Origin of the sequence: Sphingobium yanoikuyae, assembly GCF_013001025.1 — a bacterium.
Taxonomy (GTDB): Bacteria; Pseudomonadota; Alphaproteobacteria; order Sphingomonadales; family Sphingomonadaceae; genus Sphingobium; species Sphingobium yanoikuyae_A.
In genome coordinates this window covers 1,402,668-1,429,093 of sequence record NZ_CP053021.1, presented here as the reverse complement: position 1 = coordinate 1,429,093, position 26,426 = coordinate 1,402,668, and the positions used below count along the sequence as shown (strand labels likewise).

Annotated in this window: 20 protein-coding genes and 2 pseudogenes; 10 read left to right on the top strand and 12 right to left on the bottom strand. The window is 66.2% G+C overall.

What is annotated here, in order from left to right:
- The first annotated feature begins 152 nt into the window (after positions 1 to 152).
- Positions 153 to 1,731: pseudogene (locus tag HH800_RS07365) on the top strand (ABC-F family ATP-binding cassette domain-containing protein).
- On the opposite strand, the gene nagE reads toward HH800_RS07365, so the two are convergent.
- From nagE to HH800_RS07345, 4 genes are all read right to left on the bottom strand, one after another.
- A complete protein-coding gene (nagE, locus tag HH800_RS07360; protein ID WP_169860664.1) occupies positions 1,728 to 3,404 on the bottom strand; it encodes an N-acetylglucosamine-specific PTS transporter subunit IIBC in 1,677 nt (558 codons plus the stop codon). The pseudogene HH800_RS07365 and the gene nagE overlap by 4 nt on opposite strands.
- Complete coding sequence (gene ptsP / locus HH800_RS07355) at positions 3,401 to 5,869, bottom strand: phosphoenolpyruvate--protein phosphotransferase (protein ID WP_169860663.1); 2,469 nt, start codon at positions 5,867 to 5,869, stop codon at positions 3,401 to 3,403. The genes nagE and ptsP overlap by 4 nt, the downstream gene beginning before the upstream one ends.
- Complete coding sequence (locus HH800_RS07350; RefSeq protein WP_169860662.1) at positions 5,866 to 8,142, bottom strand: beta-N-acetylhexosaminidase; 2,277 nt, start codon at positions 8,140 to 8,142, stop codon at positions 5,866 to 5,868. Before HH800_RS07350 ends, ptsP begins: the two co-directional genes overlap by 4 nt.
- Positions 8,143 to 8,272: 130 nt before the next feature.
- Positions 8,273 to 10,933: a TonB-dependent receptor gene (locus HH800_RS07345; protein WP_169860661.1), complete on the bottom strand. Its 2,661-nt coding sequence runs from the start codon at positions 10,931 to 10,933 to the stop codon at positions 8,273 to 8,275.
- 200 nt (positions 10,934 to 11,133) lie between these two features.
- Between HH800_RS07345 and HH800_RS07340 the strand changes: the two genes are divergently transcribed.
- The 4 genes and pseudogenes from HH800_RS07340 to HH800_RS07325 all read left to right on the top strand — a co-directional run bounded on the left by HH800_RS07340 (position 11,134) and on the right by HH800_RS07325 (position 14,494).
- Positions 11,134 to 11,877 carry a GntR family transcriptional regulator gene (locus HH800_RS07340; RefSeq protein ID WP_010339098.1) on the top strand — a complete coding sequence of 248 codons (744 nt, stop codon included), beginning with the start codon at positions 11,134 to 11,136 and terminating at the stop codon, positions 11,875 to 11,877.
- Between the two features lie 8 nt (positions 11,878 to 11,885).
- A pseudogene (locus HH800_RS07335) lies at positions 11,886 to 12,921 on the top strand (SIS domain-containing protein).
- Positions 12,921 to 14,054, top strand: coding sequence for an N-acetylglucosamine-6-phosphate deacetylase (gene nagA / locus HH800_RS07330; protein ID WP_169860660.1), 1,134 nt, complete (start codon positions 12,921 to 12,923; stop codon positions 14,052 to 14,054). The pseudogene HH800_RS07335 and the gene nagA overlap by 1 nt, the downstream one beginning before the upstream one ends.
- Before the next feature lie 125 nt (positions 14,055 to 14,179).
- Positions 14,180 to 14,494, top strand: a complete 315-nt coding sequence (locus tag HH800_RS07325) for a hypothetical protein (RefSeq protein ID WP_169860659.1) — start codon at positions 14,180 to 14,182, stop codon at positions 14,492 to 14,494.
- A 38-nt stretch (positions 14,495 to 14,532) separates the two neighbouring features.
- Here the strand turns inward: HH800_RS07325 and HH800_RS07320 are convergent, their stop codons facing one another.
- The 3 genes from HH800_RS07320 to HH800_RS07310 are packed head-to-tail and all read right to left on the bottom strand — an operon-like array spanning position 14,533 to position 16,598.
- Positions 14,533 to 15,123, bottom strand: coding sequence for a TetR/AcrR family transcriptional regulator (locus HH800_RS07320; protein WP_169860658.1), 591 nt, complete (start codon positions 15,121 to 15,123; stop codon positions 14,533 to 14,535).
- A gap of 12 nt (positions 15,124 to 15,135) precedes the next feature.
- Complete coding sequence (locus HH800_RS07315) at positions 15,136 to 15,384, bottom strand: hypothetical protein (RefSeq protein ID WP_004212448.1); 249 nt, start codon at positions 15,382 to 15,384, stop codon at positions 15,136 to 15,138.
- Between the two features lie 41 nt (positions 15,385 to 15,425).
- Complete coding sequence (locus HH800_RS07310) at positions 15,426 to 16,598, bottom strand: FAS1-like dehydratase domain-containing protein (protein WP_169860657.1); 1,173 nt, start codon at positions 16,596 to 16,598, stop codon at positions 15,426 to 15,428.
- A gap of 149 nt (positions 16,599 to 16,747) precedes the next feature.
- Here HH800_RS07310 and HH800_RS07305 point away from each other — a divergent pair, with 149 nt between their 5' ends.
- The 4 genes from HH800_RS07305 (at position 16,748) to HH800_RS07290 (ending at position 19,809) form a co-directional block, all read left to right on the top strand.
- Positions 16,748 to 17,317 (top strand): helix-turn-helix domain-containing protein, encoded by a 570-nt coding sequence (locus HH800_RS07305; RefSeq protein ID WP_169860656.1) that lies wholly within the window; start codon positions 16,748 to 16,750, stop codon positions 17,315 to 17,317.
- Between the two features lie 108 nt (positions 17,318 to 17,425).
- The gene (locus HH800_RS07300; protein WP_169860655.1) at positions 17,426 to 18,181 is read left to right on the top strand and encodes an SDR family oxidoreductase; all 756 of its coding nucleotides are present in this window, start codon (positions 17,426 to 17,428) and stop codon (positions 18,179 to 18,181) included.
- The gene (locus tag HH800_RS07295) at positions 18,178 to 18,951 is read left to right on the top strand and encodes an SDR family NAD(P)-dependent oxidoreductase (protein WP_169860654.1); all 774 of its coding nucleotides are present in this window, start codon (positions 18,178 to 18,180) and stop codon (positions 18,949 to 18,951) included. Before HH800_RS07300 ends, HH800_RS07295 begins: the two co-directional genes overlap by 4 nt.
- Before the next feature lie 18 nt (positions 18,952 to 18,969).
- Positions 18,970 to 19,809, top strand: coding sequence for a TauD/TfdA dioxygenase family protein (locus HH800_RS07290; RefSeq protein WP_136187161.1), 840 nt, complete (start codon positions 18,970 to 18,972; stop codon positions 19,807 to 19,809).
- A 4-nt stretch (positions 19,810 to 19,813) separates the two neighbouring features.
- Here HH800_RS07290 and HH800_RS07285 read toward each other — a convergent pair whose 3' ends face one another.
- The 3 genes from HH800_RS07285 to HH800_RS07275 all read right to left on the bottom strand — a co-directional run bounded on the left by HH800_RS07285 (position 19,814) and on the right by HH800_RS07275 (position 24,367).
- Positions 19,814 to 20,809, bottom strand: a complete 996-nt coding sequence (locus HH800_RS07285) for an AraC family transcriptional regulator (protein ID WP_169860653.1) — start codon at positions 20,807 to 20,809, stop codon at positions 19,814 to 19,816.
- An 85-nt stretch (positions 20,810 to 20,894) separates the two neighbouring features.
- Positions 20,895 to 21,863, bottom strand: a complete 969-nt coding sequence (locus tag HH800_RS07280; protein WP_169860652.1) for a magnesium and cobalt transport protein CorA — start codon at positions 21,861 to 21,863, stop codon at positions 20,895 to 20,897.
- A 62-nt stretch (positions 21,864 to 21,925) separates the two neighbouring features.
- The gene (locus HH800_RS07275) at positions 21,926 to 24,367 is read right to left on the bottom strand and encodes a hypothetical protein (RefSeq protein WP_169860651.1); all 2,442 of its coding nucleotides are present in this window, start codon (positions 24,365 to 24,367) and stop codon (positions 21,926 to 21,928) included.
- Positions 24,368 to 24,527: 160 nt separating this feature from the next.
- On the opposite strand from HH800_RS07275, the gene HH800_RS07270 reads away from it, so the two are divergent.
- Positions 24,528 to 24,905 (top strand): winged helix-turn-helix domain-containing protein, encoded by a 378-nt coding sequence (locus HH800_RS07270; protein WP_069338387.1) that lies wholly within the window; start codon positions 24,528 to 24,530, stop codon positions 24,903 to 24,905.
- Here the strand turns inward: HH800_RS07270 and HH800_RS07265 are convergent.
- Complete coding sequence (locus tag HH800_RS07265) at positions 24,900 to 25,886, bottom strand: cytochrome-c peroxidase (protein ID WP_069338386.1); 987 nt, start codon at positions 25,884 to 25,886, stop codon at positions 24,900 to 24,902. The two genes, HH800_RS07270 and HH800_RS07265, sit on opposite strands and share 6 nt — an antisense overlap.
- Entirely contained in the window at positions 25,883 to 26,410 is a 528-nt protein-coding gene (locus HH800_RS07260) for a hypothetical protein (RefSeq protein ID WP_069338385.1), read from the bottom strand. Before HH800_RS07260 ends, HH800_RS07265 begins: the two co-directional genes overlap by 4 nt.
- Between the last annotated feature and the right edge of the window lie 16 nt (positions 26,411 to 26,426).

Here is a 26,426-nt window from a genome sequence, read left to right as displayed (position 1 = left end):
TTATCGCGATGCCGATGTTTGTCCTGTGCCGCCCGGAGCTTGAACAGGGTGGCGATTGCAGCTAGATTGATGCCTCAATTCACAAGAAAAGAGACGTGCCGTGGATTTCAACCTGACCGCAATGCCGATCCGCAACGCTGCCAGGGAAATTCATGCTCATGCCCGCCATATCCTGTTCCAATCTCGGCTGGACCACGCCTGACGGCCAGTCCGTCCTTTCCGGCCTGGACCTTCGTTTCCAGAGCGAACGCACCGCCCTTGTCGGCCGCAACGGCGTCGGCAAGACGACCCTGCTGCGTCTGATCGCAGGCGATCTCACCCCCAGCAGTGGCAGCATCACCGTGCAGGGCCGACTGGCCCGCCTGCGCCAGGCCGTGCAGTTCGGCGCGGATGAACGTATCGCCGATCTGTGGGGCGTGGCCGATGCCATCGCCCTGCTGCGCCTGGCGGAAAGCGGCGACGCCACGGCCGAGCAACTGGCCGATGCCGACTGGACGCTGGAAAGCCGGATCGACGCCGCGCTGGAGCGGGTCGGGCTCGATGCCGGGCCGGATACCCGGCTTTGCACCTTGTCGGGCGGCCAGCGCACCCGCGCCGCGCTTGCCGGCGCGATCCTAGAAGCCCCCGATTTCCTGTTGCTGGACGAACCGACCAACAATCTCGACCGGGCCGGGCGCGCGGCCGTCGCCGAACTGGTCGATGGCTGGCGCGCCGGCCTGATCCTCGTCAGCCATGATCGCGAGCTGCTGGAGCGGGTCGACGCGATCGTCGAACTCACCGGCCTCGGCGCGCAGCGTTATGGCGGCAACTGGTCCCATTATCGCGAGCGCAAGGCGGTCGAACTCACCGCCGCCGCCCATGATCTCGACATCGCGGAACGACAGGTGAAGCAGGCCGCGCAAGGCCCAGCTCGCGACCGAGCGACAGCAGCGACGCGACGCAGCCGGCGCCCGCAAGGGCGCGCGCGGCGACATGCCCCGCATCCTGATCGGCGCACGCAAGAACCAGGCGGAAGCCTCCTCCGCCGCCGGCCGTAATGTCGCGGAACGGCTCCGCGCCGAGGCGGAGGATCAGGCGCAGGCCGCACGCAGCCGGGTCGAGATATTGGAACCGATCCGCATTACCCTGCCCTCGACCGGCCTTGCGCCGGATCGGATCATCCTGCGCCTCACCGATGTCAGCGTCGGCCATGATCCCGCCATGCCCTTGCTGGAACATGTCGACCTGCTGGTCGAAGGGCCGGAACGGATCGCCATCACCGGGCCCAATGGATCGGGCAAGACCAGCCTGCTTGCGACCATGGCCGGCACATTACTGCCGCTCGCCGGGCGGATCGACCGGCCAATGCGTCACGCCGTGCTCGACCAGACCGCTGCGCTGCTCGATCCCACGCTGTCGATCGCGGACAATCTCGCGCGCTTGCACCCGGAACTGGACGAGAATGGCCGTCGCGCCCTGCTCGCCCATTTCCGTTTTCGCGGCGGCGCTGCGCTACAGCGCGTCGCGAGCCTCAGCGGCGGACAGATGCTGCGCGCGGGCCTGGCCTGTGTGCTGGGCAGCGCGCCGCCGCCGCTGCTGATCCTCGACGAGCCGACCAACCATCTCGACCTCGAAGCCATCGAGGCAGTGGAAGCGGGACTGCGCAGCTATGACGGCGCCCTGCTGGTCGTTAGCCATGACGAGCGCTTTCTCGATGCGATCGGCATCACGCGCCGGATCGCACTCGGCTAGGCAGCCCGCAACGCATCCGCCAGTGGCTCTGCCTGATCGCCCAGGATCAGGTGCAGCCAGCCATCGGCCGATGCCGGCAAGACCCAGGCCTTGACCCCCGCGCCCTGCAACGCCTCCGCATCCACGGCAGCGGGGCGATCGACGCGCACCAGCAAACGCGTGCCGCGCGGCTCGACGGCGCGGACACCGGCGCGCTTGAGCAGCGCGACCAGATCGGACGTGCCAGCGATTGGCGCCGGATCATGCCCGGCCAGCGCGCTGCGGATCTCCGCCGCGACCTGATCGGCGATCGGCCCCAGCACCACCTGGAAGCCGCCATCGCGCAGGCGGACGATACCCCGCGCACCCAGCGCCCGCAGCCGCGCCTCGTCGGCGATTGCGCTGTCGCCCAGCACCAGCCGCAGCCGGGTGGTGCAGGCATCGACCGATCGGACATTGGCCTTGCCACCCAGCGCCGCGACCATCGCTGGCCCGCGCGCACCGGCCACGCTTGGCATCTCGGCCGCAGCGGCGGGCTCATCCTCGCGCCCCGGCGTCTTCAGGTTGAAGCGGCGGATGCACCAGCTGAAGGTGGCATAATAGACAGCGAAATAGACAAGCCCGACCGGGATCAGCATCAGCGGCTTGGTCGCAAGGCCATAGTTCATCAGATAGTCGAACAGGCCAGCGGAAAAGCCGAAACCCAGCTTCACGCCCAGCGCGTCCATGACGACCATCGACAGGCCGGTCAGCACCGCATGGACGACATAGAGGATCGGCGCCAGGAAGATGAAGCTGAACTCGATCGGCTCGGTCACGCCGGTAAGGAAGGAAGTGAGCGCGAGACTGAGCAGCAGGCCGCCGACCCGCTTGCGCCGATCGGGCAAGGCGGTGCGATACATGGCAAGGCAGGCGGCCGGCAGGCCGAACATCATCACCGGGAAGAAGCCCGACATGAAGCCGCCGGCAGTCGGATCGCCCGCGAAGAAGCGCTTGATATCGCCGGTCGCGCCATGGAAATCGCCAAGCAGGAACCAGGCGACATTGTTGATGATATGGTGCAGCCCGGTAATCAGCAGCAACCGGTTGAGCAGGCCATAGACGAACAGGCCGAGCGGCCCGGCCGCCACCACCCATTGGCTGAGGCGATCGATCCCCGCCTCTATCCAGGGGAAGCCGAGGCCGAACATGAGCGCGCCGAACAGGCCGGCCAGCCCCGCGACGATCGGCACGAAGCGCCGTCCCGCGAAGAAGGCCAGATAATCGGGCAGCTTGATGTCGGAAAAGCGGTTGTAGAGCAGGCCCGCGACGATGCCCGACAGGATGCCGGCGGGCACGGAGACCTTGGCGATTTCCTTGGCGCGCCAGGCGGCCTGCGCCACCTCCGCCACGTCGGGCGGCAGGACCAGCAGCACCTTCGCCCCCTCGGTCGTCACCAGATAGGCGATCACGCCGGCGAGGCTCGCCGCGCCATGATTTTCGCGGGCGAGGCCCACGGCGACACCGGCGGCGAAGAGCAGGCCAAGATTGGAAAAGATCGCGTCGCCGGCCGCCGCGATGAAGGGAATGGCGAGCATGTCGGGCTGGCCAAGGCGCAGCAGCAGCGCCGCGATCGGCAGCACCGCGATCGGCAGCATCAGCGCCCGGCCAAGGGGTTGCAGCCGGGCCAGCAGGGTGGCGGGACGAAAGCTCATGCCAGGACTCCTTGGGCCATGTCGCGCACGGCAGCGGCGCTTTCGGCGGCGCAAGCGCGCTCCGCCAGGTCGATACAGCGGCCCATGTCGAGCGTGCGTACCACCGCCTTCAGCCGGGCGATGGCGGCCGGTGTGGCGGACAATTCAGTGATGCCAAGGCCGATCAGGATCGGCGCGGCAAGCGGGTCGGAGGCAACGCCGCCACAGACGCCGGCCCAGCGGCTATGGCGCTGCGCGCCGCGCCCGACTTCGCGGATCAGGCGCAGCACGGCGGGATGCAGCGCATCGATCCGGTGCGACACCGCCGCATTGCCGCGATCGACGGCCAGCGTATATTGGGTCAGGTCATTGGTGCCGACCGACAGGAAATCGGCCTCGGCCGCCAGCATGTCCGCCAACATCGCCGCCGCCGGCGTCTCGATCATCACGCCCAGCAGTACCGGTGCATCGATGCCCAGTGCCGCCTTTTCGGCGTCCAGCATCGCCCTGACCGCCCGATAGTCGGACAGGTCGGCTATCATCGGCAGCATGACGCGGCACTGGCCTGCCGGCACGGCGCGCAGGATCGCGCGCAACTGCACCTGCATCAGGTCCGGCCGGGCGAGGCTGAGGCGCACGCCGCGCAGGCCCAGCGCCGGATTTTCCTCAACCGCCATCGGCAGATAAGGCACCGGCTTGTCGCCGCCGATGTCGAGCGTCCGCACAATCAGCGGCCGATCGCCCAATGTCGTTGCGATACCGGAATAAATATTCCTTTGCTCGGCCTCGTCCGGCGCCTCCGCCCGCTCCAGGGACAGGAATTCGGTGCGCAGCAGGCCGCACCCCTCTGCCCCGGCCGCCACCGCGGCGGCGGCATCGGCCTGCGATCCCAGATTGGCGAAAATCTCGATCCGGGTGCCGTCGGCCATGCGGCAATCGGCATGGGCATGGGCCCGGTCACGGCTGCGCTGCTCGCGCGCGGCGGCGATCCGCGCGCTGACCTCCGACAATGTGCTCACGCCCGGATCGGCATCGATCCGGGCCCCGTCCGCATCGAGAATGACCGTCCGCCCCTCGGCAATGGCCAGCACATCCCGGCCAGCGGCGACCAGCATCGGGATGCCGGCCGACGCGGCGAGGATCGCGACATGGGAAGTGGGACCGCCGGCCGCCGTGCAGATTCCGGCCAGACGGTCCCTATCGAGCGCCAGGAACTGCGAGGGGAGCAGATCCTCGGCGATCAATATGCTTTGAGGGGGCAGCGTCGGCACCGCGCTGGCCTCGGTACCGAGCAGCGCGGCGATCAGCTGTCGCTCGATATCGATCAGGTCGGCGACACGTTCCATCAGCAGCGGATCGCCGGTCGCACGGATCGCCTCGGCTGCCTGGGCGGTCGCGTGGCGCCAGGCGAAGGCTGCGCTGCGCCCGGCATCGATCTGGTGCCCGGACGCCTCGGCCAGTTCCGGGTCGGCCAGCAGCGCGCGATGCGCCGCCGCAATTTCGGCCGCCAGGCCATGGCCCGCCGACAATTCGGCATCGACCGCCGCCATCGCCCGCGCGAGCGCGGCATGTTCGGCCGCGCCGCCCTGCCCGTCGCGCGGCACGTCGACATCGGCGACGCGCAGCTGCACCACCTGTCCGATCGCCAGCCCCGGCGCAGCCGTCACCGGGCCATGCTGCGGGACAACGGGTGCGGGCGCGGGATGATCGACCTTCGCCTCCTCACCCAGCCCCGCTGCGATCAGCGCCACCAGCGCCTCGACCGCCGCGCGGGCATCGCTGCCCTCGCCCCGGACGATAATCTCATCGCCGCTACGCACGCCCAGGCCAAGCAGCGCAACGGTGCTGCGCGCATTGACGCTCTTGCCGTCCCGCACGATCGACACCGGCGCGACGAAGGTGCGCAGCAGCGCCGCGATGCGCGCGGCCGGGCGGGCATGGATGCCATGGGGGGCGTCGACGCACATCACCCGTTCATGGGTGTCACCTTCGCTGTCACCCTTGGCCGCCACCGGCGCCAGCGCCGTGATCCGCGCGACGCCATCATTCCAGCCGACCAGCCGGTCGAGCGGCTCCAGTGACAGCGCATAGCCCTCGCCCGCCAGCACCACCGGCGTGATTAGCGCCTTGGCCCCTTCGGCTACCGCATCGAGATCGAAACCGATCAGCAGGTCGCCGGCCGCAACGGCATCGCCCGGCTTCACCTGCGGCGCGAAACCCTTGCCGGCAAGCGTCACCGTCTCCAGACCGACATGGATCAGCAGTTCCGCGCCATTGGCCAGACGCAGCGAGACCGAATGGCCGGTCGGCGCCACCGTCAGCACGGTCGCGTCGGCCGGCGCGCGGACTTCGCCTTCGATCGGGTCGATGGCAAAGCCCTCACCCATCATCCGCTCGGCAAAGACCGGATCGGGCACGCTTTCGATCGGCGCCAGCCAGCCCGTAAGGGGCGCGCGCAACGTCACGCTGGCCATCATGCCGCTCATGGGATCAGTTCCACCTGCTTGATCGCCCATAGGGGCTCAACATCCTTCGCCGTATAGGTGATGCACAAATTCTCCTTGCCGCTGCGCGGTGCGATCGGTGCAACCAGGCGGGTCACTTCCGGATTACCGATCGCGGGCGCCAGCGGCAGCACGGAGATGCGCTCGCCCTCGCAGCTGCCGGCGCGCACTTCCACTTCGCCCGCCGGGGTCGCCGGGGCGCGGAAATGGATGGCGTCGCGATCCTTGCCGATCTGGAAGTTGAACGGTAGCTGGCCGACGTCGATCGCGATTCTGGTCGCACCACCGACCGGGGCGTCGGCATAGAGCCAGCAGGGCTCAAGGATATCGGTCAGGAAATGCGCCCGCTCGCCCTGCGCCGGGGCATCATCCTCCAGCGAGAGCACGACCTTGTTGGCGCAGCTTGCCAGTTGCTCGTCGGTGCGGCGGCGCAGGAAGGACGCGTCGAGGCCGATGTCGATCGCGCCCGGCATCATCCCGCCGCGCCAGGCGGTGCCGGCCCGCAAGCGAGTGCCGACCGGCAGGCTAAGGCCGTCCTTGTAGACCGGCGCGCGCGGCGTCACCGCACTGCCATCCAGCGTATAATGGATCGGGAAGCCCGACTGGCTCTCCAGCGTCACCTGCGCCGTCTTGTCACCCGGCGCATAGTCGGTCTTCGCCGTCACCGTCAGCGCGCTGATCGCGGGCTTCAGGCCCAGCGTCCCCATCCGCGCCATCTGCGGCACCAGCCGGTCCATGAAGCTGGCGAAATCATGGCTCGTAACTGGCGACCAGCCGATTTCGGCCACCGCGCTGCCGCGCGGGAATTGTTGCCACTGGGCGCGTTCCTCGGTGCGGACATGCTCGGTGAAGAGATTGCCCTGCAGCCCCAAAATATGTTGCTGCTCGGCGGTGCTCAGCCCTTCGGGTTCGGGATTGAAGTCATAGACGCTGCGTAGGTCCGACAGATGGCCGCGCCCCGGCGGTTCCAGCAGCCCGAAGCCCTGGCGATTGTCGAAATAGAGGATCGGCGCCGGGCTCAATATCGCGTCATGGCCCGACTTGGCGGCGGTCACCGCCCCCTCGATCCCGCGCCAGGAGGTGATGGTGGCGTGGGGCGAGGCGCCGCCTTCCAATATCTCGTCCCAGCCGATCGGCTTGCGGCCATGTTTCGTCAGGAAATCGTCGATGCGGTGCATGAACCAGCCCTGCATCGCATCCTCGCTGCTGATGCCCAGCGCCTTCATCTTCGCCTGCATCGCGGGCGAGGATTTCCACTGGTCCTTCACCGCCTCGTCGCCGCCGATATGGATATAGGGCGACGGGAACAGCGCCATCACATCGGTCAGCACATCCTCCAGGAAGGTGAAGGTCGCATCATCGGCATTGTAGAGCCAGGGGAAGACGCCCCAGTCGGACTCCGCGCCCGGCGGGATCGGCACGCCCATGCCGAACTTAGGATAGGCGCGGATCGCCGCCAGCGCATGGCCCGGCATCTCGATCTCCGGCACGATCATGACGCCGCGCGCAGCGGCATAGGTGACGATCTCGCGAATCTCGGCCTGGGTGTAGAAGCCGCCGACCTTGGGCAGTGGTGGCGCGCCGGGCGCCCCGGCGGGCACACGCCAGGCGGAAATTTCGGTGAGACGCGGATATTTGGGGATCTCGATGCGCCAGCCCTGATCATCGACCAGATGCCAGTGCAACCGGTTGAGCTTGTTGACTGCCATCCAGTCGATCAACTGGCGAACATAGGCGGGCGACTGGAAATGGCGGGCGCTGTCGAGCATCAGCCCGCGCCACTGGAAGCGCGGCGCATCGGCAATGTGCATCGCCACGACCGTCACCGGGCCGGCGGCCTGATCCTGCGTCATCGCCTGCCACAGCGTCACCGCGCCATAGAGCAGGCCGGCATCGTCGCCGGCGGCGATTTTGACGCCCTTGTCGCTGACGTCGAGGGTGTAGGATTCCGCCGCACCGGTCTTCGCTCGGCGAAAGACTATGGCATTGCTGGCGTCACCACCCGTCTCGATCCGAGGACGAAAGCCCCGGCTGCGCGCGACCAGATCGGCGAACCGCTCGGCCGCGTTACGGGCAGCGGCATCGCCGACAGGCACCCGGATCGGCGTGGTCGAGCTGATGAGAAAAATGCCCTGCCCCTCTCGCATCTGCGCGGGCACCGGCAACAGGCGGGGCAGTTCGGCCATGGCCGGGGCGGTGGCGATGCCGGACAGCATCAGCGACGCGAGCAGCGTCAGGCGGCGGGCACGGATCACGAAACAGGCTCCCGAAAATAGCGTGCCCCTGCCGCGCCGCGCGGACGCGACAAGGGACGTGCGGCGGGCGGACGCTGTTGCGTTCCGTCCCGCCGTCTTCAAGTCATGCGCCTTCTGACAGGCGAGGCAATCAATAGTTGAAGTTCACCGTCGCCAGGAACTTGCGGCCCGAGCGATAGACGCCGCGCGGCAGTGCCGTGGTGTTGGCATAGGCATAATATTCCGCGTCGGTCAGGTTCATGCCCGACAGGGTGATGCCGATCTGCGGCGTGACATTATAGGTCGCCGACACGTCCAGATTGTCGGAGTCCCGCACGAACATATTGTCGCCACGGTCGATGCCGGTGAAATATTTCGACCGCCAGGTGTAGGTGGCGCGCAGCGCGACCGGACCGCTTTCGAAGAAGGGGCTGACGCTGGCCTGATGCTTGGAATTATAGGGCAGATCCTGGCCATCCTGGCCCGAACCGTCCGAATAGGTATAGTTGGCAAGGATGCCGAAGCCATAGGGCAGGTTCTGCTGATAGGCGACGGCAAAACCCTTCACCTCGGCCGAACCGGCATTATAGGGACGGCTGATCTGATAGGTCGTCACCCGGCCCTGCGACTGGTTGAAATAGCTCTCGGGCGCCGTCTTCTGCAGGATATAGTTGCTGATATCCTTGTAGAAGACTTCCGCCGACAGGATCGAGCCCTGCTTGAAATACCATTCGACCGAGGCGTTGAGATTGCCCGACGTATAAGGCTTCAGGTTCGGGTTGCCGCCACCGCCGGTCAGCACCGTGTCCGACAGCCAGAAATAATTGGTCATGTCGGCATAGTTGGGACGCGACATCACCTTGGCGGCGGAGAAGCGCAGGATCAGATCCTGCTGCGCGGTCCAGGCGATGTTGGCGCTGGGCAGCCAGTTGTCATAGCTGCGCTTGGTCGTCTGCCAGGTCCAGTCGGCCGCGCTGTTGCAGGGCGCGCCGGCGTTGCAGACATAGCCGGCGCTGTCGGTCTTGGTGTTCACATAGCGCACGCCGAAATTGCCGCGCAGCGTGCCGGTGTCGAAATTGGCCTGGGCATAGACCGCGTTGATATCTTCCTGGATGTTCCAGTTGCCGGCGGTAAATTCGGCCGCCGCGAAGATCGAGGGGGTCGGCAGCGTCTGGCCTTCCAGATAGTCGACCATCGACGGGCCGCTGATGATGAAGCGGTCGGTCATCTGATCGTTCACGCCGCTGAAGCCGCGCAGATAATTGCCCGCGACCGTCTTGGGATCGAACTGCGCCGCCGCGACGCCCAGACCATTGAGCGCGATGCCCGCATATTGCTGGCCGGTCTCGTGATGGCGATATTTATAGCCGATCTGGATGCGCTTGAGCGCCCCGTCGAAATCGAAACCGAGGTCGGCCTGGCCGTAACGCTCCTTGTCGCTGGTCGGCTTGGTGACGGTGTTGCCGCTCCAGCCCGGATCGGTGACGAAGGCATTGGGGTTACCCTGAACGTCGGTGGCATAGCTCAGCGAACCCGGCGACTTGGGCGCACCGCCAATATTCACGGTATAATCCGCCCAGTTCAGGAATTCGAGGAAGACCTGGCGCTTGGTGCCGCCGTCCGCGTCCGACAGGCCGCCTTCAACCGTCAGATCCCAGGTGCCACCGTCCCAGCGCGCCTTGCCGCGATAGGTATCTGACTTCATCTCGGCTTCACGATACTGGACGTCCAGCACCGACAGCGCATTCTTGAAACTCGCGCTGGTGACGATGCCGTTATTGACCTCGATCCCGGTCAGCGCGCCCAGGCTGTTCCAGGTATTGCCCTGGAAGGCATACATGGACTGGTTGAGGTTGTTGTAGGTGGCGTCGATCTTGAGCCAGCTCGCTTCCAGGGTTAGCTCGTCGACCGGCTTCCACTGGGCGGTGGCCGAATAGGTCAGGCGCTCACGGCCCTGTTCGAAATAGGAGGTGCCAAAGGCGTTGGGGCTGATCGCGTCGAGATTATTACTCAGCGTGGTGGCGCATTCGCCGACGCAACCATTGTCGCGCGAGTCCACCGGATTGTCGGCATTGCCGCCAGCCCACTGGTCGGCCTTCATCGTGCCATAGGTTTCGACGCCGTCGCGGCGCAGCCGGTCCTTGGCGCGCTGGAACGAGGCGAGAATGCCGAACGTGCCTTCCTCATTATGCCAGCTGACCAGCGCCGCCCCCTGGATATCGCCCTTCTTCGAGCGATCATTGTAGAGATAGCCAAGCTGGCCAGCCATGGTGAAGGGCTTCAGGTCCAGCGGCTTGCGGGTCACGACATTGACCGTGCCGCCGATCGAACCTTCGTCGATGCGCGGTTCGGGCGACTTGTAGACGTCGACCCGGCCGACCAGCTGCGGCGCGAGCAGCGCATAGTTGAAGGTACGGCCCGGCGAGTCGAGGATGAACCAGTCGGCCGACGCCACGGTCTGGCCGTCCAGCAGGGTGCGGTTGAGCGCCGGATCGGTGCCCAGGATCGACACTTTTTCGCCCTGGCCGAACTGGCGGTCGACGGTGACGCCCGGCACCAGCGTCAGCGCTTCGGCGACATTGGTATTGGGGAATTTGCCGACATCTTCGGCGGAAATGCTGTCGACGATCGCGTCAGCGTTACGCTTGACGTCGATCGCCTTGGCGAGCGAGGCACGATAGCCGGTGACGACGATATCGCTGGCATTTGCATCGGCGTCCGGCGCGGAAGCATCGCTTCCCTGCGCATGCGCGGCACCGGAAAACAGCGCGATGGCGCTGGCGGTACCGACCAGAAAAGTCCGAATCCCCATATCTCACCCCTTATTTATATTTGATGCATGGCACCAATTGGGCGGACCAACTGCATACCAATAAGCAGACCATCCGCCGAAGTCATACCGCCGTCAAGAGGGATATTTTCAAAATTGTGACGGTGTTTGAAATTTTTCACTGGCATATGGTATTTAATTGGTCTTAGTGTGCAGACAACACAGATGCTGGTGGAGACGAGATGCCGCTGCTTGCCGAACAGATTGGACCGCTCGACGCGCTGGGCGGTGGCCCGCTCTATCGCCGGCTCGAAGACGCCCTGCGCGAAGCGCTGCGCACCCAGCGACTGAAACCCAATGAGGCGCTGCCGCCCGAACGCGACCTGGCATCGGAACTCTCGGTGTCCCGCATCACCCTGCGCAAGGCGCTGGATTCCCTGGTCGAGGAAGGACTGCTGGTGCGCAAGCAGGGCGCCGGCACCTTCGTCGCCAACCGGGTCGAGAAGCAGTTCGCCAAGCTCTCCTCCTTTTCCGAGGATATGGCGGCACGCGGCCGCACCGTGCGCAGCGAGTGGCTGGGCCGCAGCGTCGGCGCGGTGACGCCCGACGACGCGCTGACGCTGGGCCTCAGCCCCGGCGCCGCCGTCTACCGGTTCAACCGCATCCGCTATGCCGACGATGTCGCGATGGCGCTCGAATATTCGACCATTCCCGGCTTCGGCCTCGACGGTGTCGATGTCGTCGGCGCCTCGCTCTATGCCGCCCTGGAAGCCGCCGGCAACCGTCCGGTCCGCGCCCTCCAGCGCCTGCGCGCCGTGCTGTTCAACGCCGAACAGGCCAAGCTTCTGGGGATCGAGGCAGGGGCGCCCGGCCTCTATATCGAACGGCGCGGTTTCCTGGACGATGGCCGCGTCATCGAAGCGACGCAAAGCTGGTACAGGGGCGATGCCTATGACTTCGTTGCCGAACTCGACATGCGCGCCTGACCGAAAAGATGCCTGATACGATGCTCAATCCGCAAGATACCCTGATGTTCGCCGAGGCCGCAGAGGCCGGCGCCGTCATCGCCCGCCAGTTCGCCGCCAACGCCCAAACGGTCAAGGCGCTGGCCGCCAGCCTGCGCGCCGATCCGCCGCGCGGCATCGTCACTTGTGCCCGCGGCAGTTCCGATCATGCGGCGACCTTCGCCAAATATCTGTTCGAAACGCGCCTGGGCCTGCTGACCACGTCGGCCGCCCCCTCGATCGCCTCGGTCTATGGCACCGCTCCGGCGCTCGCCGACATGCTGGCCATCGCCATCTCCCAGTCTGGCAAGAGCCCCGACATCCTGGCCACGGTCGATGCCGCCAAAAGCGCGGGCGCAAGGACCGTCGCGATGGTCAATGTCGCCGACTCACCGCTTGCCGGCCAGGTCGATACGCTGCTGCCGCTCCATGCCGGGCCGGAACGCAGCGTCGCCGCCACCAAATCCTACATCGCCTCGATCGCCAGTCTGCTGAAACTTGCCGCCCATTGGAGCGAGGATGCGGAATTGCTGGCGGCGCTGGAGACTGCCCCTGCCCTGCTCGCCCAGGCCTGGGCCTGCGACTGGACGCCGCTGGTCGAACAACTCGCCACCGCGCGTGGCCTCTACGTCATCGGCCGCGGCATCGGCTTCGGTATCGCGCAGGAAGCCGCGCTCAAATTCAAGGAAACCAGTGGCCGAAGCGTTCAGCGCGGCCGAGGTCAAGGATGGCCCGATGGCGCTGGTCGGCCCCGATTTTCCGCTGCTGGTGTTCCGCCAGGCGGACGAGACCGCCGAAAGCGTCGATGAACTGGTGCGCGAGGTCGTTGCGCGCGGCGGCCAGGTGTTGATCGCCGGGGAGCCGGTGGATGGCGCCATCCACCTGCCGGTGCCCGCCGCCCATCCGGCGATCGAACCGATGCTGCAGGTCCAGGCCTTCTACCGCGCGGTCAACGCACTGTCGGTCCGGCGCGGCTTCAACCCCGACCAGCCCCCGCACCTTGCCAAGGTGACGGAGACCCTCTGATGCGTCACGCTCTGGTCAACGGGTCGATCCTGATCGACGGCCACTTCCATGCCGGCAAGGCGCTGCTGATCGAGGGTGATCGCATTGCCGCGATCCTGCCCGACGCCGATGTCCCGGCCGATGTCGCGCGGCGCGACCTGGGCGGCGACCGGCTGGTGCCCGGCTTCATCGATACGCAGGTCAATGGCGGCGGCGGCGTGCTGTTCAATGATGCCCCGACGGTCGAAGGCATCGCCGCGATCGGCGCCGCCCATCGTCGTTTCGGCACCACCGGCTTCCTGCCGACGCTCATCAGCGACGATCTGGCCGTCATCCGCCAGGCGGTCGCCGCTGTCGACGCCGCGATCGAGGCCGGCGTGCCCGGCGTGCTCGGCATCCATATCGAAGGGCCCTATCTCAATATCGAGCGCAAGGGCATTCATGACGGCGACAAGATCCGCCCGCTCGATGCCGAGGGGCTGGAAGTGCTATCTTCGCTCAAACGCGGCCGCACCCTCGTTACGCTGGCGCCCGAGCGGACCTCGCCCGACATGGTGCGCCAGCTTGTGGAGCGCGGCGTGATCGTCGCGGCGGGCCACAGCAATGGCGGCTATGAGGATATGATCGGCGCGATCGAGGCCGGCCTGTCCGGCGTCACCCATCTCTACAATGCCATGTCGCCGCTGGGATCACGCAAGCCCGGCATCGTCGGCGCCGCGCTGGAACAGGACAGCGTGACCTGCGGTATCATCGTCGATGGCCATCATGTCAGCGCCACCGCGCTCAAGATCGCGCTGCGCTGCAAGCCGGAAGGCACGCTGATGCTCGTCACCGACGCCATGCCCTCGGTCGGCTCCGACGCGGACGAGTTCATGCTCCAGGGCCGCCATATCCTGGTCCGCAACGGCGCCTGCACCGATGATGCCGGCACGCTCGCGGGCTCCAATCTCGACATGATCGCCGCCGTCCACAACAGCGTCGCCATGCTGGACGTCCCGATCGAACGCGCCATCGCCATGGCATCGGCCGCCCCGGCCGCCTTCCTGGGCCTTGCCGCCGGAACCGGTCGCATCGCGCCGGGCCTGCGTGCCGACCTGCTGCAACTGGATGCCCAGGGCGCGGTCATACGCAGCTGGATCGGCGGCAGCTACTGAACCAAACATCGCCGGGGCGGTTGGATCACGCCCCGGTTCCCTGCCTGCTCGGCCCCGCTTATGATACAGATCGTCTCACGGCCACCGGACGTCGGGACCAGACCTGTTGCCTTGAGAGGATGCCGATGAAAACTGTCCTGATCGCCGCCAGCCTGATCTTCGCTGCGACCACGCCGCACATCGCCATGGCGCAGGCCCCTGCCGCCGCGCCCGCCCCGGCCTATAGCGTCGAGACGACCGACATCGGCACATTGCTCGACAATCCGGCGACCAAGGCCGTCCTGGACAAGAATCTGCCGGGCTTCACCGCCAATCCGCAGATCGACATGGCGCGTTCGATGACGCTGAAGGGCGTGCAGCAATATGCCGCGGACACGCTGACCGACGCCGCGCTTGCCAAGGTGCAGGCCGATCTCAACAAGATCCCGGTGAAGAAATAAGGATAAGGCCGGCGCGCATCATCGCGCCGGCTGACCGGCTAGGCGGTGTGTTCGTCGGCATCCTTGCCGGTGGCGTGGCGCATCAGCGCCTCCACCATGGCCAGCGCCTCGTCATGGCCCAGCGTCACGCCCAGGCTCTGTTCCATCACGATCGACCGGGCCATGCCCGCCGCCAGCACGGAAAGCCCGACCGGCGACAGCCCCGCGCCATCGGCCGCGCCGATCGCCCGCGTCTGGATATCGCGCAATTCCTCGACAAAGGCGGCGATTTCCTGCCGGATCGCCTTGCGATGATTGGACAGCGCCATGAACTCCAGCACGATCGCGCTGCCATCCGGATCGGAATTGAGCTGCCACAGCGCGCGCAGCGGATCGGGCGTATCCAGCCGGCTGGCCAATTCTTCCTTGAACCGGGCCGACAGGCTGCGGAACAGCGCCAGCAGCAGGTCGTCCGTCGTCGCAAAATGATAATGGACCAGCGCCGGCGTCACGCCGACGATCTTGGCCACGCGCCGGGTGGTGACGGCGGCATAGCCTTCCTCGACCATCAGCCTCTCGGTCGCGGCCAATAGGGCGCCGCGCGCCGACGCGCGTTCCTTCCTGCCGGCGCGGGTTATGCCTTTCTCCATCGCCCCTGCGGCCTATTCGTCCAGCATGTCCATCACGTCGCGCGCGGCATTGCGATCGGCTTCATCCTCGAAAGCGACATCCAGATCAGGCGCGGCGCCCAGCATGTAGAGCAACGTCCACAGGGCGAAGCGCCGGGGGCGGTCGGTTTCCAGCCCGAAGGCCACCTGCATCCGCTCGATCCCGGCCGCCATGCCCTCAGGCGGTACGCTCGCCAGGTCGTCGGTGCCGAAATAATGGCGAAACTGATCGTCTAAATCCATCGCCGCGCTATCCCACAGCGCGGCGCGCTTGACCAGACGGATCAGGCCGGCCGCTTGGGCAGTTCGATCTCCGCCTTGGCCGTGGCCAGCACGGCGCCGGTCTGGTTGACCATGCGGCAATCGACCTGCACCATGTGCCGGCCGTCCTCATCCACGAACTTGTCGAGGATGGTGCCGGTGGTGATGGTGATGTCGCCGGTCAGCGCCGGACTGCGATAATTGCAGGCGGAATGGCGGGTCATCCCCCATTCGCCCGCCCAACCGGCGAAATAATCGGTGATCCACGCCCCCATCGACGCACCATAGCCATAGCCGCGCGGCATGCCGATGAAGCGCGCCCAACGCGGGAAGAGATGGCCACGCGACGGGCCGACATAGGCGCCGTCGGTGAATTCCGGATTGATCGCCTCCATCACCGGGTCATTCTCATGCCCCGCCATTTCCTTGACGAAGCCCAGCGCCTCCATGTCGAGGTCGGTGCGCCGGTGGGTGCCGCCCCATTGGGTGAAGATATAGGATCGCCATTCGGTCGCGAAGGAGACGATCGAATGTGGGCCGACCACCCGTTCGGGCAATGCCGCGCCGACCGTCACATCATCCCACCAGCGCCGGTCATGGCCCAGATCATGGAGCATCTGAATCCACTGCATCTTGCGCGCTTCCAGTTCCTCCAGTTGGTCGTCGGTCCAGACCGGATCGTCAAAACCTTCGGTCGGCACATTGTCCTTGCCCGCTTCCTGGCTGTAGCGGATTGACGTCGAACGCTGCTTGGCGATCAAATCGCCCTGCTGATTATAATAGAAATTGTCGCCGCGCTGGAAACAGGTCGGGCCGGCGAATTTGGTATCCTTGACCGTATAGTCGAACGGGATGCGTTCATTGAGGATGCGGTCGCCCGCCACCATGCGCGGGCCATAGAACCACCATTCATCGCCGCCGAACAGCATGTGCGAATTGGGCACGCGGCCAATGCAGGATGGCGCGGAGCCATGGGCGCAGTCCATCGTCACGGCAAAGCTCTGTGGCGCGACCATGCCGCCCCAGCGGCTCTGCGCGGCATAGTTCGCGTCATAATGGAGCCGGTTGGGATAATGCATCGCCTGCACCCAGCGACGGATATCGCCATTGTTGATCGGCTCGACCATCCGCGCGGGCAGGATCGGCTTGCCCAGATAATTGTCGATATCCGAACAATCGAGCGTCGGGCTGGTCATGGATCGTCTCTCCGCAAATGGGCTTGTTTGATGCCAAGGCTAGCGACGCCCCGACACCACGACTTGACCAAAATGGACAGGCGCCCGGCCATTGCCGCGCCTCATAAAATTGCCCAGAAGCGGAGCTGAAGAAGGACGGAAAGGACGATATGGCTACCGCTCGCAGACTTGGCGCCGAAGGATCGCAGAACCGCGCCCGCTTCATCGACGCGGCCGAAGCGATCCTGACAGAGGTCGGCGAGCATGGCATTTCCGCGCGGCAGGTGGCGCAGCAGGCGGGGCTGAAGACCCAGCTTCTCTATTATTATTTCCGCACCATGGACGATCTGCTGCGCGCCGTGGTGCAGCGGATCAACGAGCGCCGCATGGCCCGCTTCGCCGAGGCCCTCGCCGCCGCCCGTCCGCTGCGCGCCATGTGGGAGATGATGCGCGATCCCTCGACCGCTGCCCTTGCCGCAGAACTCAGCGCCATCGCCCATCATCGCGAGGCGGTGCGGGCCGAAATCGTCACCGCCGCCCAGGCATTTCGCGCGCATCAGGCGCAGGCGGTCGCATCGCTGCTGCCCGCCGATCAGGCCGCCAATGCCGGCGGCCTGGTAATGATCGCCGCCTCGCTCGCCCGCATGCTGGTCAGCGAGACCGCGCTTGGCCTGACCGAGGGCCATGACCAGGCCTTGGCCATGATCGAGGCGATGCTGGACCAACTCGAATCCAAATGATCGCCCCGGCGCTATCGCCGCTTCCGCCATCGCACCATCCCCCCCACAGCTGCTAATGAACTGTTCAGCATCGCGGTCCAGCACAGGCCAGCGGGGCAAGGAGAGGTCATGGCAGCACTGGAAAACAAGGTCGCGCTGGTCACCGGCGCATCCTCCGGCATTGGCGAAGCCGCAGCGCTCGCGCTGGCGCTTGAGGGTGTCAACATCGCTGTCAATGGACGGCGCCGGGACCGGCTCGATGCGCTGGTCGCGCGGATCGAAGCGGCAGGCGGCACGGCGCTCGCCCTGCCCGGCGACGTCTCGGTCGAGGCGGATGCGGCGGCCGCCGTCGCCGACACGGTGGCGCGGTTCGGCCGGCTCGACATCCTCGTCAACTCCGCCGGCGTCAACGAAGCGGGCGGGATCGAAAGCCTGACCAGCGCCCAGTGGCAGCGGGTGATCGATATCAACCTGATGGGCACCATCCATGCCTGCCGCGCCGCCTTCCCAGTGATGAAGGCGCAGGGCAGCGGCGACATCGTCAATATCTCCTCGACCGCCGGACGCCGCTCGGGCTGGCGCTTCGCCGCCTATTCGACCAGCAAGTTCGGCCTGACCGGCTTTACCGAAAGCCTGCGACAGGAGGGGGGCCAGGCCGGCATCCGCGTGTCGATCATCGAACCGGGCGCCACCGCGACCGAGATCGCCAGCTCCATTTCCGACCCGCAATGGCGCGACATGATCCAGCAGCACACCCACAAGGACGGGGCGATGGCACCCGACGATATCGTCGCGGGCATATTGCTCGCCGTCAGCCTGCCGCGCCGCGCCAATGTGAGCCGCATCCTGATCCAGCCGACCATCGACACGGAGCCGATGCCATGAGGCTGGCGGGCAAGAGCGCGGTCATCACCGGCGCGGGGTCGGGCATGGGCAAGGCGATGGCCGAGCGCTTCGCGCAGGAAGGCGCGCGGGTGCTCTGCGCCGACATCAGTGGCGCGCAGGATGAAGTCGCCGCCGCGATCGGCAACGGCGCGATCGGCCTGCATGTCGACGTGGCAGAGGAAGTGGATATGCAGGCGATGATCGCCACTGCCTGCGAGGCTTTTGGCCGGGTCGACATCCTCGTCAACAATGCCGGTTTCGGCGGCGGCATCATGCCGCTGCACGAACAGAGCAGCGACAATTGGGACCGGGTCCATGCCGTCAATCTGAAGGGCGTATTCCTGGGCATGAAATATGGCGTGATCGCTATGCTGGAAAGCGGCGGCGGCGCGATCGTCAATATCGGATCGGCCACCGGCATGGTCGGGTGGAAGGGCCATAGCGTCTATGCCGCCGCCAAGGGCGGGGTCAGCCAGATGACCAAATGCGCCGCGCTCGATTATGCCGCGCACAATATCCGCGTGAACGCCGTGCTGCCCGGATCGATCTGGACCGGGCTGGTGCCGATGGCCAAGGATCATCCCGAACCGCCGCCCGGCATCTTCCGCGTGCCCGGCATCCCGATGGACCGATGGGGCCTCGCCAGCGAGATCGCCAATGCCGCCTTGTTCCTCGCCAGCGACGAGGCGTCCTACATCACCGGCACCTTGCTGCCGGTCGATGGCGGCTATTGCATCGGCTTTTCCGGCATGGCCGCCGAACAGGATTGAGATCGAAGGAGCAGGATCATGAACGTCATTCACAAGAGCCGCGTCACCTTCCGCCCGGTCAAGCCGCTGATCGGCGCGCTGGTCGAGGCCGATCGGGAGGCGCTGTTCGATCCCGAAGTGGTCGCCCAGTGTCGCGACATGCTGGAGGAACGGACCGTGCTGGTCATGCCGCAGGTCCATTTCACCAATGAGGAGCAACTGGCCTTTACCGACCTGCTCGGCGGGCGGCTCAACCTCACCAGCGAGGCGACGACCAACAAGGACGAGGACGTCTATCAGGTGACGCTCGATCGCAAGATCAACCGCGCGCCCGAATATGTGCTGGGCACCTTCTTCTGGCACATGGACGGCATGCCGATGGAGATGCCGCCACCGCTCGCGACCCTGCTCTCGGCCCGGCGCCTGGCGCCCAAGGGCGGCCAGACCGAATTTGCCAACACCTTCGCCGCCTATGAGCAGATGCCCGAAGCGCAGCGCGCCGAGATAGAGGATCTGCGCATCATCCATAGCGTCGCCGCCAGTCTGCGCTCGATCGCCGACGCCATTCCCGAGGCGGAAAAGGGCAAGCTGGCGATCGGCGTCGAGAAGGAACGGCCGCTGGTCCAGACCCACAAGAATGGCCGCAAGAGCCTGATCGTCGGATCGACCGCCGACCGGATCGTCGGCATGGAGCTGGCCTATGGCCGCGCCTATATCGCCCGGCTCAACGAATGGGCGACCCAGCCCGATTTCGTCTATCAGCATCAATGGCAGGCGGGCGACTTCGTCATCTGGAGCAATACCGGCGCGCTGCACCGGGTGGTGCCCTATGCCCGCGATTCCGGGCGGATGATGCACCGCACCTCGATTGCGGGCTGAAGGGTCAGGCGGGCGCGTGCAACCGCGCCCGCAACCGCGTCGGCGACGCGCCGAACCAGTGGTTGCAGCTGCGCGTCATCACCGATTGCTCGGAAAAGCCCAGCTTCTCCGACACATGGGCGAAGTCGATGTCGGTCTGCTCCAGATAGTAGCGCAATATGTCGCGCCGCACCTCGTCCTTGATCTTCTGGAAGCTCGTGCCCTCCGTCGCCAGCCGGCGGTGCAGGGTGCGCGGGTGCAGCCCCAGTTCGGCCGCGACCCGATCGTTCGAGCAATGGGCGGTCCATAGCCATTGCATGACGATGCCGCGCACCTGCGCATGCAGCGGCGGATGGCGATGGGGAAATTCCCGTTCGATATAGGCGGTGACGGCGGCAAAGACCGTGGCATCCCGGTCGATCACCGGGCTTGCCATGTCGCGCTCGGAAAAGCTGATCCCGTCCTCATTCTGGCCGAAATGGACCGGGCATCCGAAATAGCGGCGATAGATGCGCGCCGGCGAGATCGGCTGATGGCGGAAATGCACCCGCCGCGCCCGTGCCCGCCCGCCGGTCAGTTCCATCGCGAAAAGATGGCCGACCAGCAGGATATGCTCCATCGCCTGCGCCCGGTTTGGCACGCCGTCGAGCAATATGTCATGCCCGACGAAGACATGGCGGACGGAAGGAAAGCGGCGGAGCCAGACCGACGCCGCCAGGCTGTGCGCATAATTATGGCTGCACACATAGTCGATCGCCGCGCCAAAGGTCGGCGCGTTGCGCATCGCGTCGCCCAGCGGCCCGAACAGGTCCACGCCGCGCTGGCGCAGGGCAAGGCGCATGCCGAAATCCGGGCAGGCGAGCCGATGCGCAGCCTCCTCGATCAGTGCGATGGTCTGGCGATAGCTGGGTGACGCATTGCTGCTGTCCGGCGCTTCGCCGCCCAGTTCCGCCACCAGCTCCGGCAGGAACCGCAGCATATGGGCGTTGATCGCCTCGAACGCGTCACGATCCTCATCCATCGCCTGACCTCCCATTCGGACAGGCTCTCACCACCTGTCCGAATAGGTCAAGCGACCGCCGCTCCATTTCGGCGGGGCGATGCCGTCAAAGCCAGTTGAGCTTGCGGAAACGCCGGTAGAGGATGGAACAGATCAGCAGGATCACCGCCAGTACGACGAAATAGCCGTAGCGGGTCTTGAGCTCGGGCATATGCTCGAAATTCATGCCGTAGATGCCGGCGATCGCGGTCGGTACCGCCAGGATCGCGGCCCAGGCGGCAAGCTGACGGGTGATCGTGCCGGTGCGCTGCTGTTCCAGCAAATTGCTGAACTCGAAGACGGAATTCAGCACCTCGCGCAGATCGTCGACCATCGTCTGTACCCGCCGCACATGGTCGCGCACATCGCTGAAATAAGGTCGGGTTTCCGGGTCGATGCAGGGCAGGTCGATCTTGACGAACTTGGTCGCGACCTCCTGCACCGGCCCCAATATGCGCTGGAAACGGATCAACTGGCGCCGCAGGTTGAAGATGCGGGTGATCTCGTCGCGGCCGAGGAAATTGTCGACCGTGTGCTGCTCCATCGTCAGCACTTCCTCCTCGATCCCCTCGACGATCGGCAGATAGCCGTCGACGATGAAGTCGAGGATGGCGTGCAGCACATAATCGACGCCATGGGCCAGTCGGTCCGGCACCGCCTCCAGCGCGTGACGCAGCTCGATATGCCCACGCGCCGAGCCATGGCGGACGCTGATGATATGGCTGTGGCCGACGAAGATCGCTGTCTCGCCATAGGCGATCGTCTTCTCCTCGACATGGGCGGTGCGGGCGACGACGAACAGTTGCTCGCCATAGATGTCGACCTTGGGCAGCTGGTCCGCCTTGATCGCATCCTCCACCGCCAGCGGGTGGAGATTGTAATTCTGCTGCAGCGTCCGCATTTCCTCGGCCGTCGGGCTGGCGACGCCGATCCAGACGAATTCCGACTTGTCCTCGGCGCAATCGATCCGTTCATTGATCGACACTTCGCGCACGCGCTGGCCGTTGCGATAGAGATAGGCGGCAATGACGGTCATTCGGGCCTCGAAATCATTCTATTCGGCCAGCCTAGCGCGGCCAGCCTTGATCGGGAAGGCGATCAGGCGGCGGGCGATGGCGCCTGCACCACCAGCATCGCGCCCTGCGCGTCGCGCAGGCGGACATAGAGCTTGCCGTCGGTCGGCGCCGGGACCGTCAGGGTCGATCCGGTGAAGCCCTGCGCCACCGGGGCGGGCTGATCGAAAGCGGGATTGCCGGCGACGGCATCGACCAGGAACAGGTCGCGTCCCTTGATGGTGCAGCCCTGATCCTTCTGCTCCTTGCCCGCGCAATCCACCGCCTCGATCCGCGGCAGGCGGGCAAGCGGCATCAGCGGCTGCCAATCCCCCTGTTCGCGGCCCCGCACGATGCGGAATTGCAGCGGACCAAAGGCGGGGCCGAGCGCCGCGGGATCCAGGGTCGCCACCATCACCTGCGGACTTTGCAGTTGCAGGCCGGAACCGGCCGTCAGCCGGACGCTGGCCCCGCCATCCTGCGTCGCCACCTCGATCGCATCGGCCATGGCCAATTTGGTGCCGTCCTGCGCCTGCACGGAAAAGACCAGGCGGCCGTTATTGGGCAGCACGTCCGATCCGCCCAGCGTCACCGGCAGCCCTGTTGTCGCAGCGGGCGTGACGCTCTTGTTGAGCAGGGTCACACGGGGACGCGCGGGGGCAATCGTGACCGGCACGGATACGATGCGCCCATCCTCCAGCTGCACGCGGGCGCTGGCGCCTTCGGCGGGCACAGTCCCATCGCCCGCGGCCGTCAGACGGAGCCGATCGACCGAACCGTCGCGGGTCAGGCCATCGGGTTTCCAGCTACGCCCGCCAAGGTCGACGCTCGCCACCTGATCGAGCCGTTGCCCCGTCATTTCACCCCAGGCATCGCCCTGATGCACGGTCAGCCAGTCCAGCTTGCTCGCCGGGGCATAGGCGCGCAGCGCCATGGAGAATGGCTTGGCGACGCCCTGATATTTGACATCGACAGTGACAGATCCGGCGCGCCGATCAGCAAGCGGCAGGGTCAGGTCCAGCGCATCGCGGCCCTGCACCTTCCAGCCGATCGCCTGGGGCGCTGCATTGCCCTGGCGCAGGGTGACACTTTCGACGCAAGAAGGCGCACCGCCCGTCAGCGTCAGGCCATTGTCGCGGCCGACGACCAGTGTCGGCGCCTCGCCCTTCACCTGCCAGACCGCATCATCGGGCCGCTGCAGGATGTAATCGGGCCCTTCGAACCGGTCGAAGCCCCATTGACCATAGACATGAGCCTCGATCGATCCCCTGAAGTCGGCCGGCCAGGGACCATCAGCGCGGATAACATAGCCGCCCCGATCGGCCCGCGCTTCCAGCGGATATTCGATCGTCTGGCCCGACGCCGCCTTCAACTGCACCGTCATGCCGCGCGCATAGCTGGTCGAATAGATGAGCGGCGCCCCCTCGACCGGCAGCACCGTGCCGGGCAATGCCGCGCAGATCGGTGCCTGCGCACCGCTGCGCAGGCGCGGCGGGCTGTCCGCCTCGATCGAGGGCATGCCGACCACCATCACCGATTTGGGCTTGGCGAAGGACGGCGCCTTGTTCAGCATCAGCCCGATATTGTCGTCGCGGCGCAGGCTGACGGTCGGCAGATATTCGAAGCTCGGACTGCTGAAGGCCCCGAACATCCGGGCCAGATCGCGCACCACGCCGATATAGGGGCTGTAATAGCCATAGCCCGCCTCACGCGTGGAGGCGAGTTGCAGGGCCAGGTCGGTCGGCGTGCCGCTCAGCGTCTCGGCAATCGAACTGCTGTGAACATCGGCGAGGACCAGCTGATCCTTATTCTCCAGCAGGCAGGCCGCCTGAAGCTCGATCACCTTGGACAGGCAATCCTCATTGAGCTTCATTGACAGGCTGCGGGCCAGCGCCGGCGCGACGCTGCGCAGGAATTCGGGATGGCTGTTTTCCTGTGTCCGGATCGCCGTCATGAAGGCATCCAGTCGCGAGCGATCCAGCGACGCCTGGTTGAGTTCCTGCGTAGCCCGCACGAACTCGCCGGGTTTTCCCCGCACCGCATCGCTGACCGTGCCCTCCCCACCGCCGGTCTCGGGCACCAGGAACAGCACCATCTGACGCGCGCCGTCCGGTACTGTCAAGGCGAGGCGGCGATCCTTGTCCTTCTTCTTCCATGTCTCCGCGCTGTCGATCCAGTCCTTGGGCGGCGGATTGGTCGCGCCCCGCAGAAAGGCCGACATCAGCACGAAATTGGCGCCCTGTTCCTTGGGCAAGTTCGGCTCGATCAGCAGCTTGTCGCCGGCCCGCAGGCTCGGCACTTGGCTGATCGGCAAGCTGGTCGTGCCGCGGGTCACGCTGACCTTTAGGTCCGGCCCGGTCAGCTCGAACGGCGCAGGCTCGGCCGCAAGGCCCGGCGTCAGTAATGCAGCCCCCAATGCCGTTCCGATCAACAGGCCGATCGGCTGGCGCAGGCGCGCGATCTGGATCGGGGCGGAAGGCTGGGGCATGTCTCTCTATCCGGCTATCTATGTTTTTCGGCGACCATTGCGCCTGTCCCACAGGAATTCGGCGATTCCAAGGCGGCAGCAAATGCGGGCCATGCCACCCCCTCGCTGAACCTGCGACAACGGGCTAAGAGGGGAAAATCGCACGCAATCAGGCAGGGCCATGCAGACCGGAACGCTTAAGCTCAAGATCCAGATCCTTTGCGGGGACGAGATCGCCATGGGACCGGGCAAGGCCGATCTGCTCGATGCGATCGCGCTGCACGGCTCGATATCGGCGGCCGGGCGGGCGCTGGGCATGAGCTATCGGCGCAGCTGGCTGCTGGTCGACACGATGAACCGCTGCTGGAACGACCGGCTGGTCGAGACGGTCGCTGGCGGCGGCCGTGACCGCGGCGCGCGAGTGACGGAGGCAGGGCAGGCCGTGCTCGCCGCCTATCGTGCGCTGGAGCAGGCAGCGCTCACCGCGACCGGCGGACAGGCGCCGGGCCAGCTTGACGCCCTGCTGCGGTCGATCCCCCTGCCCGTCCCTCTTTCATAATTTCTTGCCGCAGGCTTCGTCCGGCATGGCGAAGCGTGGATCGGTGAGGAGCGCCTGATCGGTCAGGCTGTCGAGGAAAGCCGTGATCGCTATCCGTTCGGCGTCGGTCAGTTGCTGGCCATGGCGCAGGATCGCCGCATCCAGCGTTTGCGCGGACCCATCATGCCACCAGGGGCCGGTCACCGCGACATTGCGGAGCGGGGGCGTGCGAAAACGCCCGGCATCACTGGTCAGCCCCGTCTTTTCGGCCAGCCCCGGATCGGTGGCCGTCGCCGGTTCCAGCCGATGATAGGCGCCGTCACTGAAATCCCGCCCCGCATGGCATGACGCGCAGCCCTTGTCCGCGAACAGATGTGCGCCCTGCCGGGCCGACATCGACAGGGCATCAGCCTGCCCCCGTCGATCGCGATCATAAGGGCTGTCACGCGAAATCAGCGTGCGTTCGAACGCCGCCAGCGCCGCCGACACCGTCGCGATGTCTATCCGGCCGCGACGGTCCGGGAAAGCGCGCGCGAACATCCGGCGATAGCAGGCATCGGCGCCCAGCCGACGCGGGAGTTCCGCCTCCAGCCCCTTCATCCCCATTTCGACGGGATGCTCGCCAAGTAGCGGCACGGCGACCTGCGCCTCCAGGCTGGTGATCGCCGGATCGGCCATGGTGAGGCGCGGCAACCAGGCGACATTGGCCAGGCCCGGCACATTGCGCAGCCCCGGATCGCCATGGACGCCAGGCCGCGTGCGATTGCCGTCGGCAAAGCCGCGATGCTGTTCATGGCACCCGGCACAGCTCAACGTGCCATTGGCCGACAGGTCGGCGTCATAGAAAAGACGGCGGCCAAGCTCGACCTTCGCCGCACTCATTGCGTTACCGACCGGGCTTGGGGGCGGTGCTTCGCCCAAGGGCAAGTTCCAATGCCATGGCCGCCCTGCCCCGATCAGCAGCAGCGTCGCGAGCAATAGCAACCAGCGCGCCGGCTTCACGGCAGGCGGGTCACCAGCACCGTCATCTGCGGATCGCCATTGGCCGCGAGTTGCAGGATATAGTCGCCTGGTTCCAGGCTGTAATCGACCATCTTGCGGATGCCGGTGCAATCGGGGCCATGGCCATGCGCGGTCGAGGTCGCGGCGGTGCCGTCCTTCACCACATCGACCCAGGCGCCACTGCTCAGCGCCACTCGCCAGGTGCCGGGCTGATCGACGGTGAAATGGACGATGCCACCGAAGCTGACACTGCCGCCCGGCTTGGCCGGGCGAAGCGGATAGCTGATCCTGGACGTCGGCAGCAGGGTCAGCGCCACGGCCTGCCCGGCTTTCAGCTTGACCTTGCTGGCTCCCTTGGCATCCGCCGCCGCCTGCATCGGCTGCGGCGCGCGCCACGATGCCATCTCCGCCGGCGGATCGGCCGGGGCAGCGCAGGCCGGCATGCCCGACATTTGCGCGAAGGCCGATGCCGGCACCAAAGCCGCGCACAGGGCCGGAAACAGCAGGAACAGGGGCTGACGCACGGGCTTCCCTCCCGAA

Excerpts from the sequence above, each read along its gene's own strand:
- nagE (WP_169860664.1), bottom strand. The coding sequence starts at position 3,404 with ATGAGCTTTCGTCCCGCCACCCTGCTGGCCCGGCTGCAACCCCTTGGC.
- ptsP (WP_169860663.1), bottom strand. The coding sequence starts at position 5,869 with ATGAGCGGCATGATGGCCAGCGTGACGTTGCGCGCGCCCCTTACGGGC.
- HH800_RS07345 (WP_169860661.1), bottom strand. The coding sequence starts at position 10,933 with ATGGGGATTCGGACTTTTCTGGTCGGTACCGCCAGCGCCATCGCGCTG.
- HH800_RS07340 (WP_010339098.1), top strand. The coding sequence starts at position 11,134 with ATGCCGCTGCTTGCCGAACAGATTGGACCGCTCGACGCGCTGGGCGGT.
- nagA (WP_169860660.1), top strand. The coding sequence starts at position 12,921 with ATGCGTCACGCTCTGGTCAACGGGTCGATCCTGATCGACGGCCACTTC.
- HH800_RS07325 (WP_169860659.1), top strand. The coding sequence starts at position 14,180 with ATGAAAACTGTCCTGATCGCCGCCAGCCTGATCTTCGCTGCGACCACG.
- HH800_RS07320 (WP_169860658.1), bottom strand. The coding sequence starts at position 15,123 with ATGGAGAAAGGCATAACCCGCGCCGGCAGGAAGGAACGCGCGTCGGCG.
- HH800_RS07315 (WP_004212448.1), bottom strand. The coding sequence starts at position 15,384 with ATGGATTTAGACGATCAGTTTCGCCATTATTTCGGCACCGACGACCTG.
- HH800_RS07310 (WP_169860657.1), bottom strand. The coding sequence starts at position 16,598 with ATGACCAGCCCGACGCTCGATTGTTCGGATATCGACAATTATCTGGGC.
- HH800_RS07305 (WP_169860656.1), top strand. The coding sequence starts at position 16,748 with ATGGCTACCGCTCGCAGACTTGGCGCCGAAGGATCGCAGAACCGCGCC.
- HH800_RS07300 (WP_169860655.1), top strand. The coding sequence starts at position 17,426 with ATGGCAGCACTGGAAAACAAGGTCGCGCTGGTCACCGGCGCATCCTCC.
- HH800_RS07295 (WP_169860654.1), top strand. The coding sequence starts at position 18,178 with ATGAGGCTGGCGGGCAAGAGCGCGGTCATCACCGGCGCGGGGTCGGGC.
- HH800_RS07290 (WP_136187161.1), top strand. The coding sequence starts at position 18,970 with ATGAACGTCATTCACAAGAGCCGCGTCACCTTCCGCCCGGTCAAGCCG.
- HH800_RS07285 (WP_169860653.1), bottom strand. The coding sequence starts at position 20,809 with ATGGATGAGGATCGTGACGCGTTCGAGGCGATCAACGCCCATATGCTG.
- HH800_RS07280 (WP_169860652.1), bottom strand. The coding sequence starts at position 21,863 with ATGACCGTCATTGCCGCCTATCTCTATCGCAACGGCCAGCGCGTGCGC.
- HH800_RS07275 (WP_169860651.1), bottom strand. The coding sequence starts at position 24,367 with ATGCCCCAGCCTTCCGCCCCGATCCAGATCGCGCGCCTGCGCCAGCCG.
- HH800_RS07270 (WP_069338387.1), top strand. The coding sequence starts at position 24,528 with ATGCAGACCGGAACGCTTAAGCTCAAGATCCAGATCCTTTGCGGGGAC.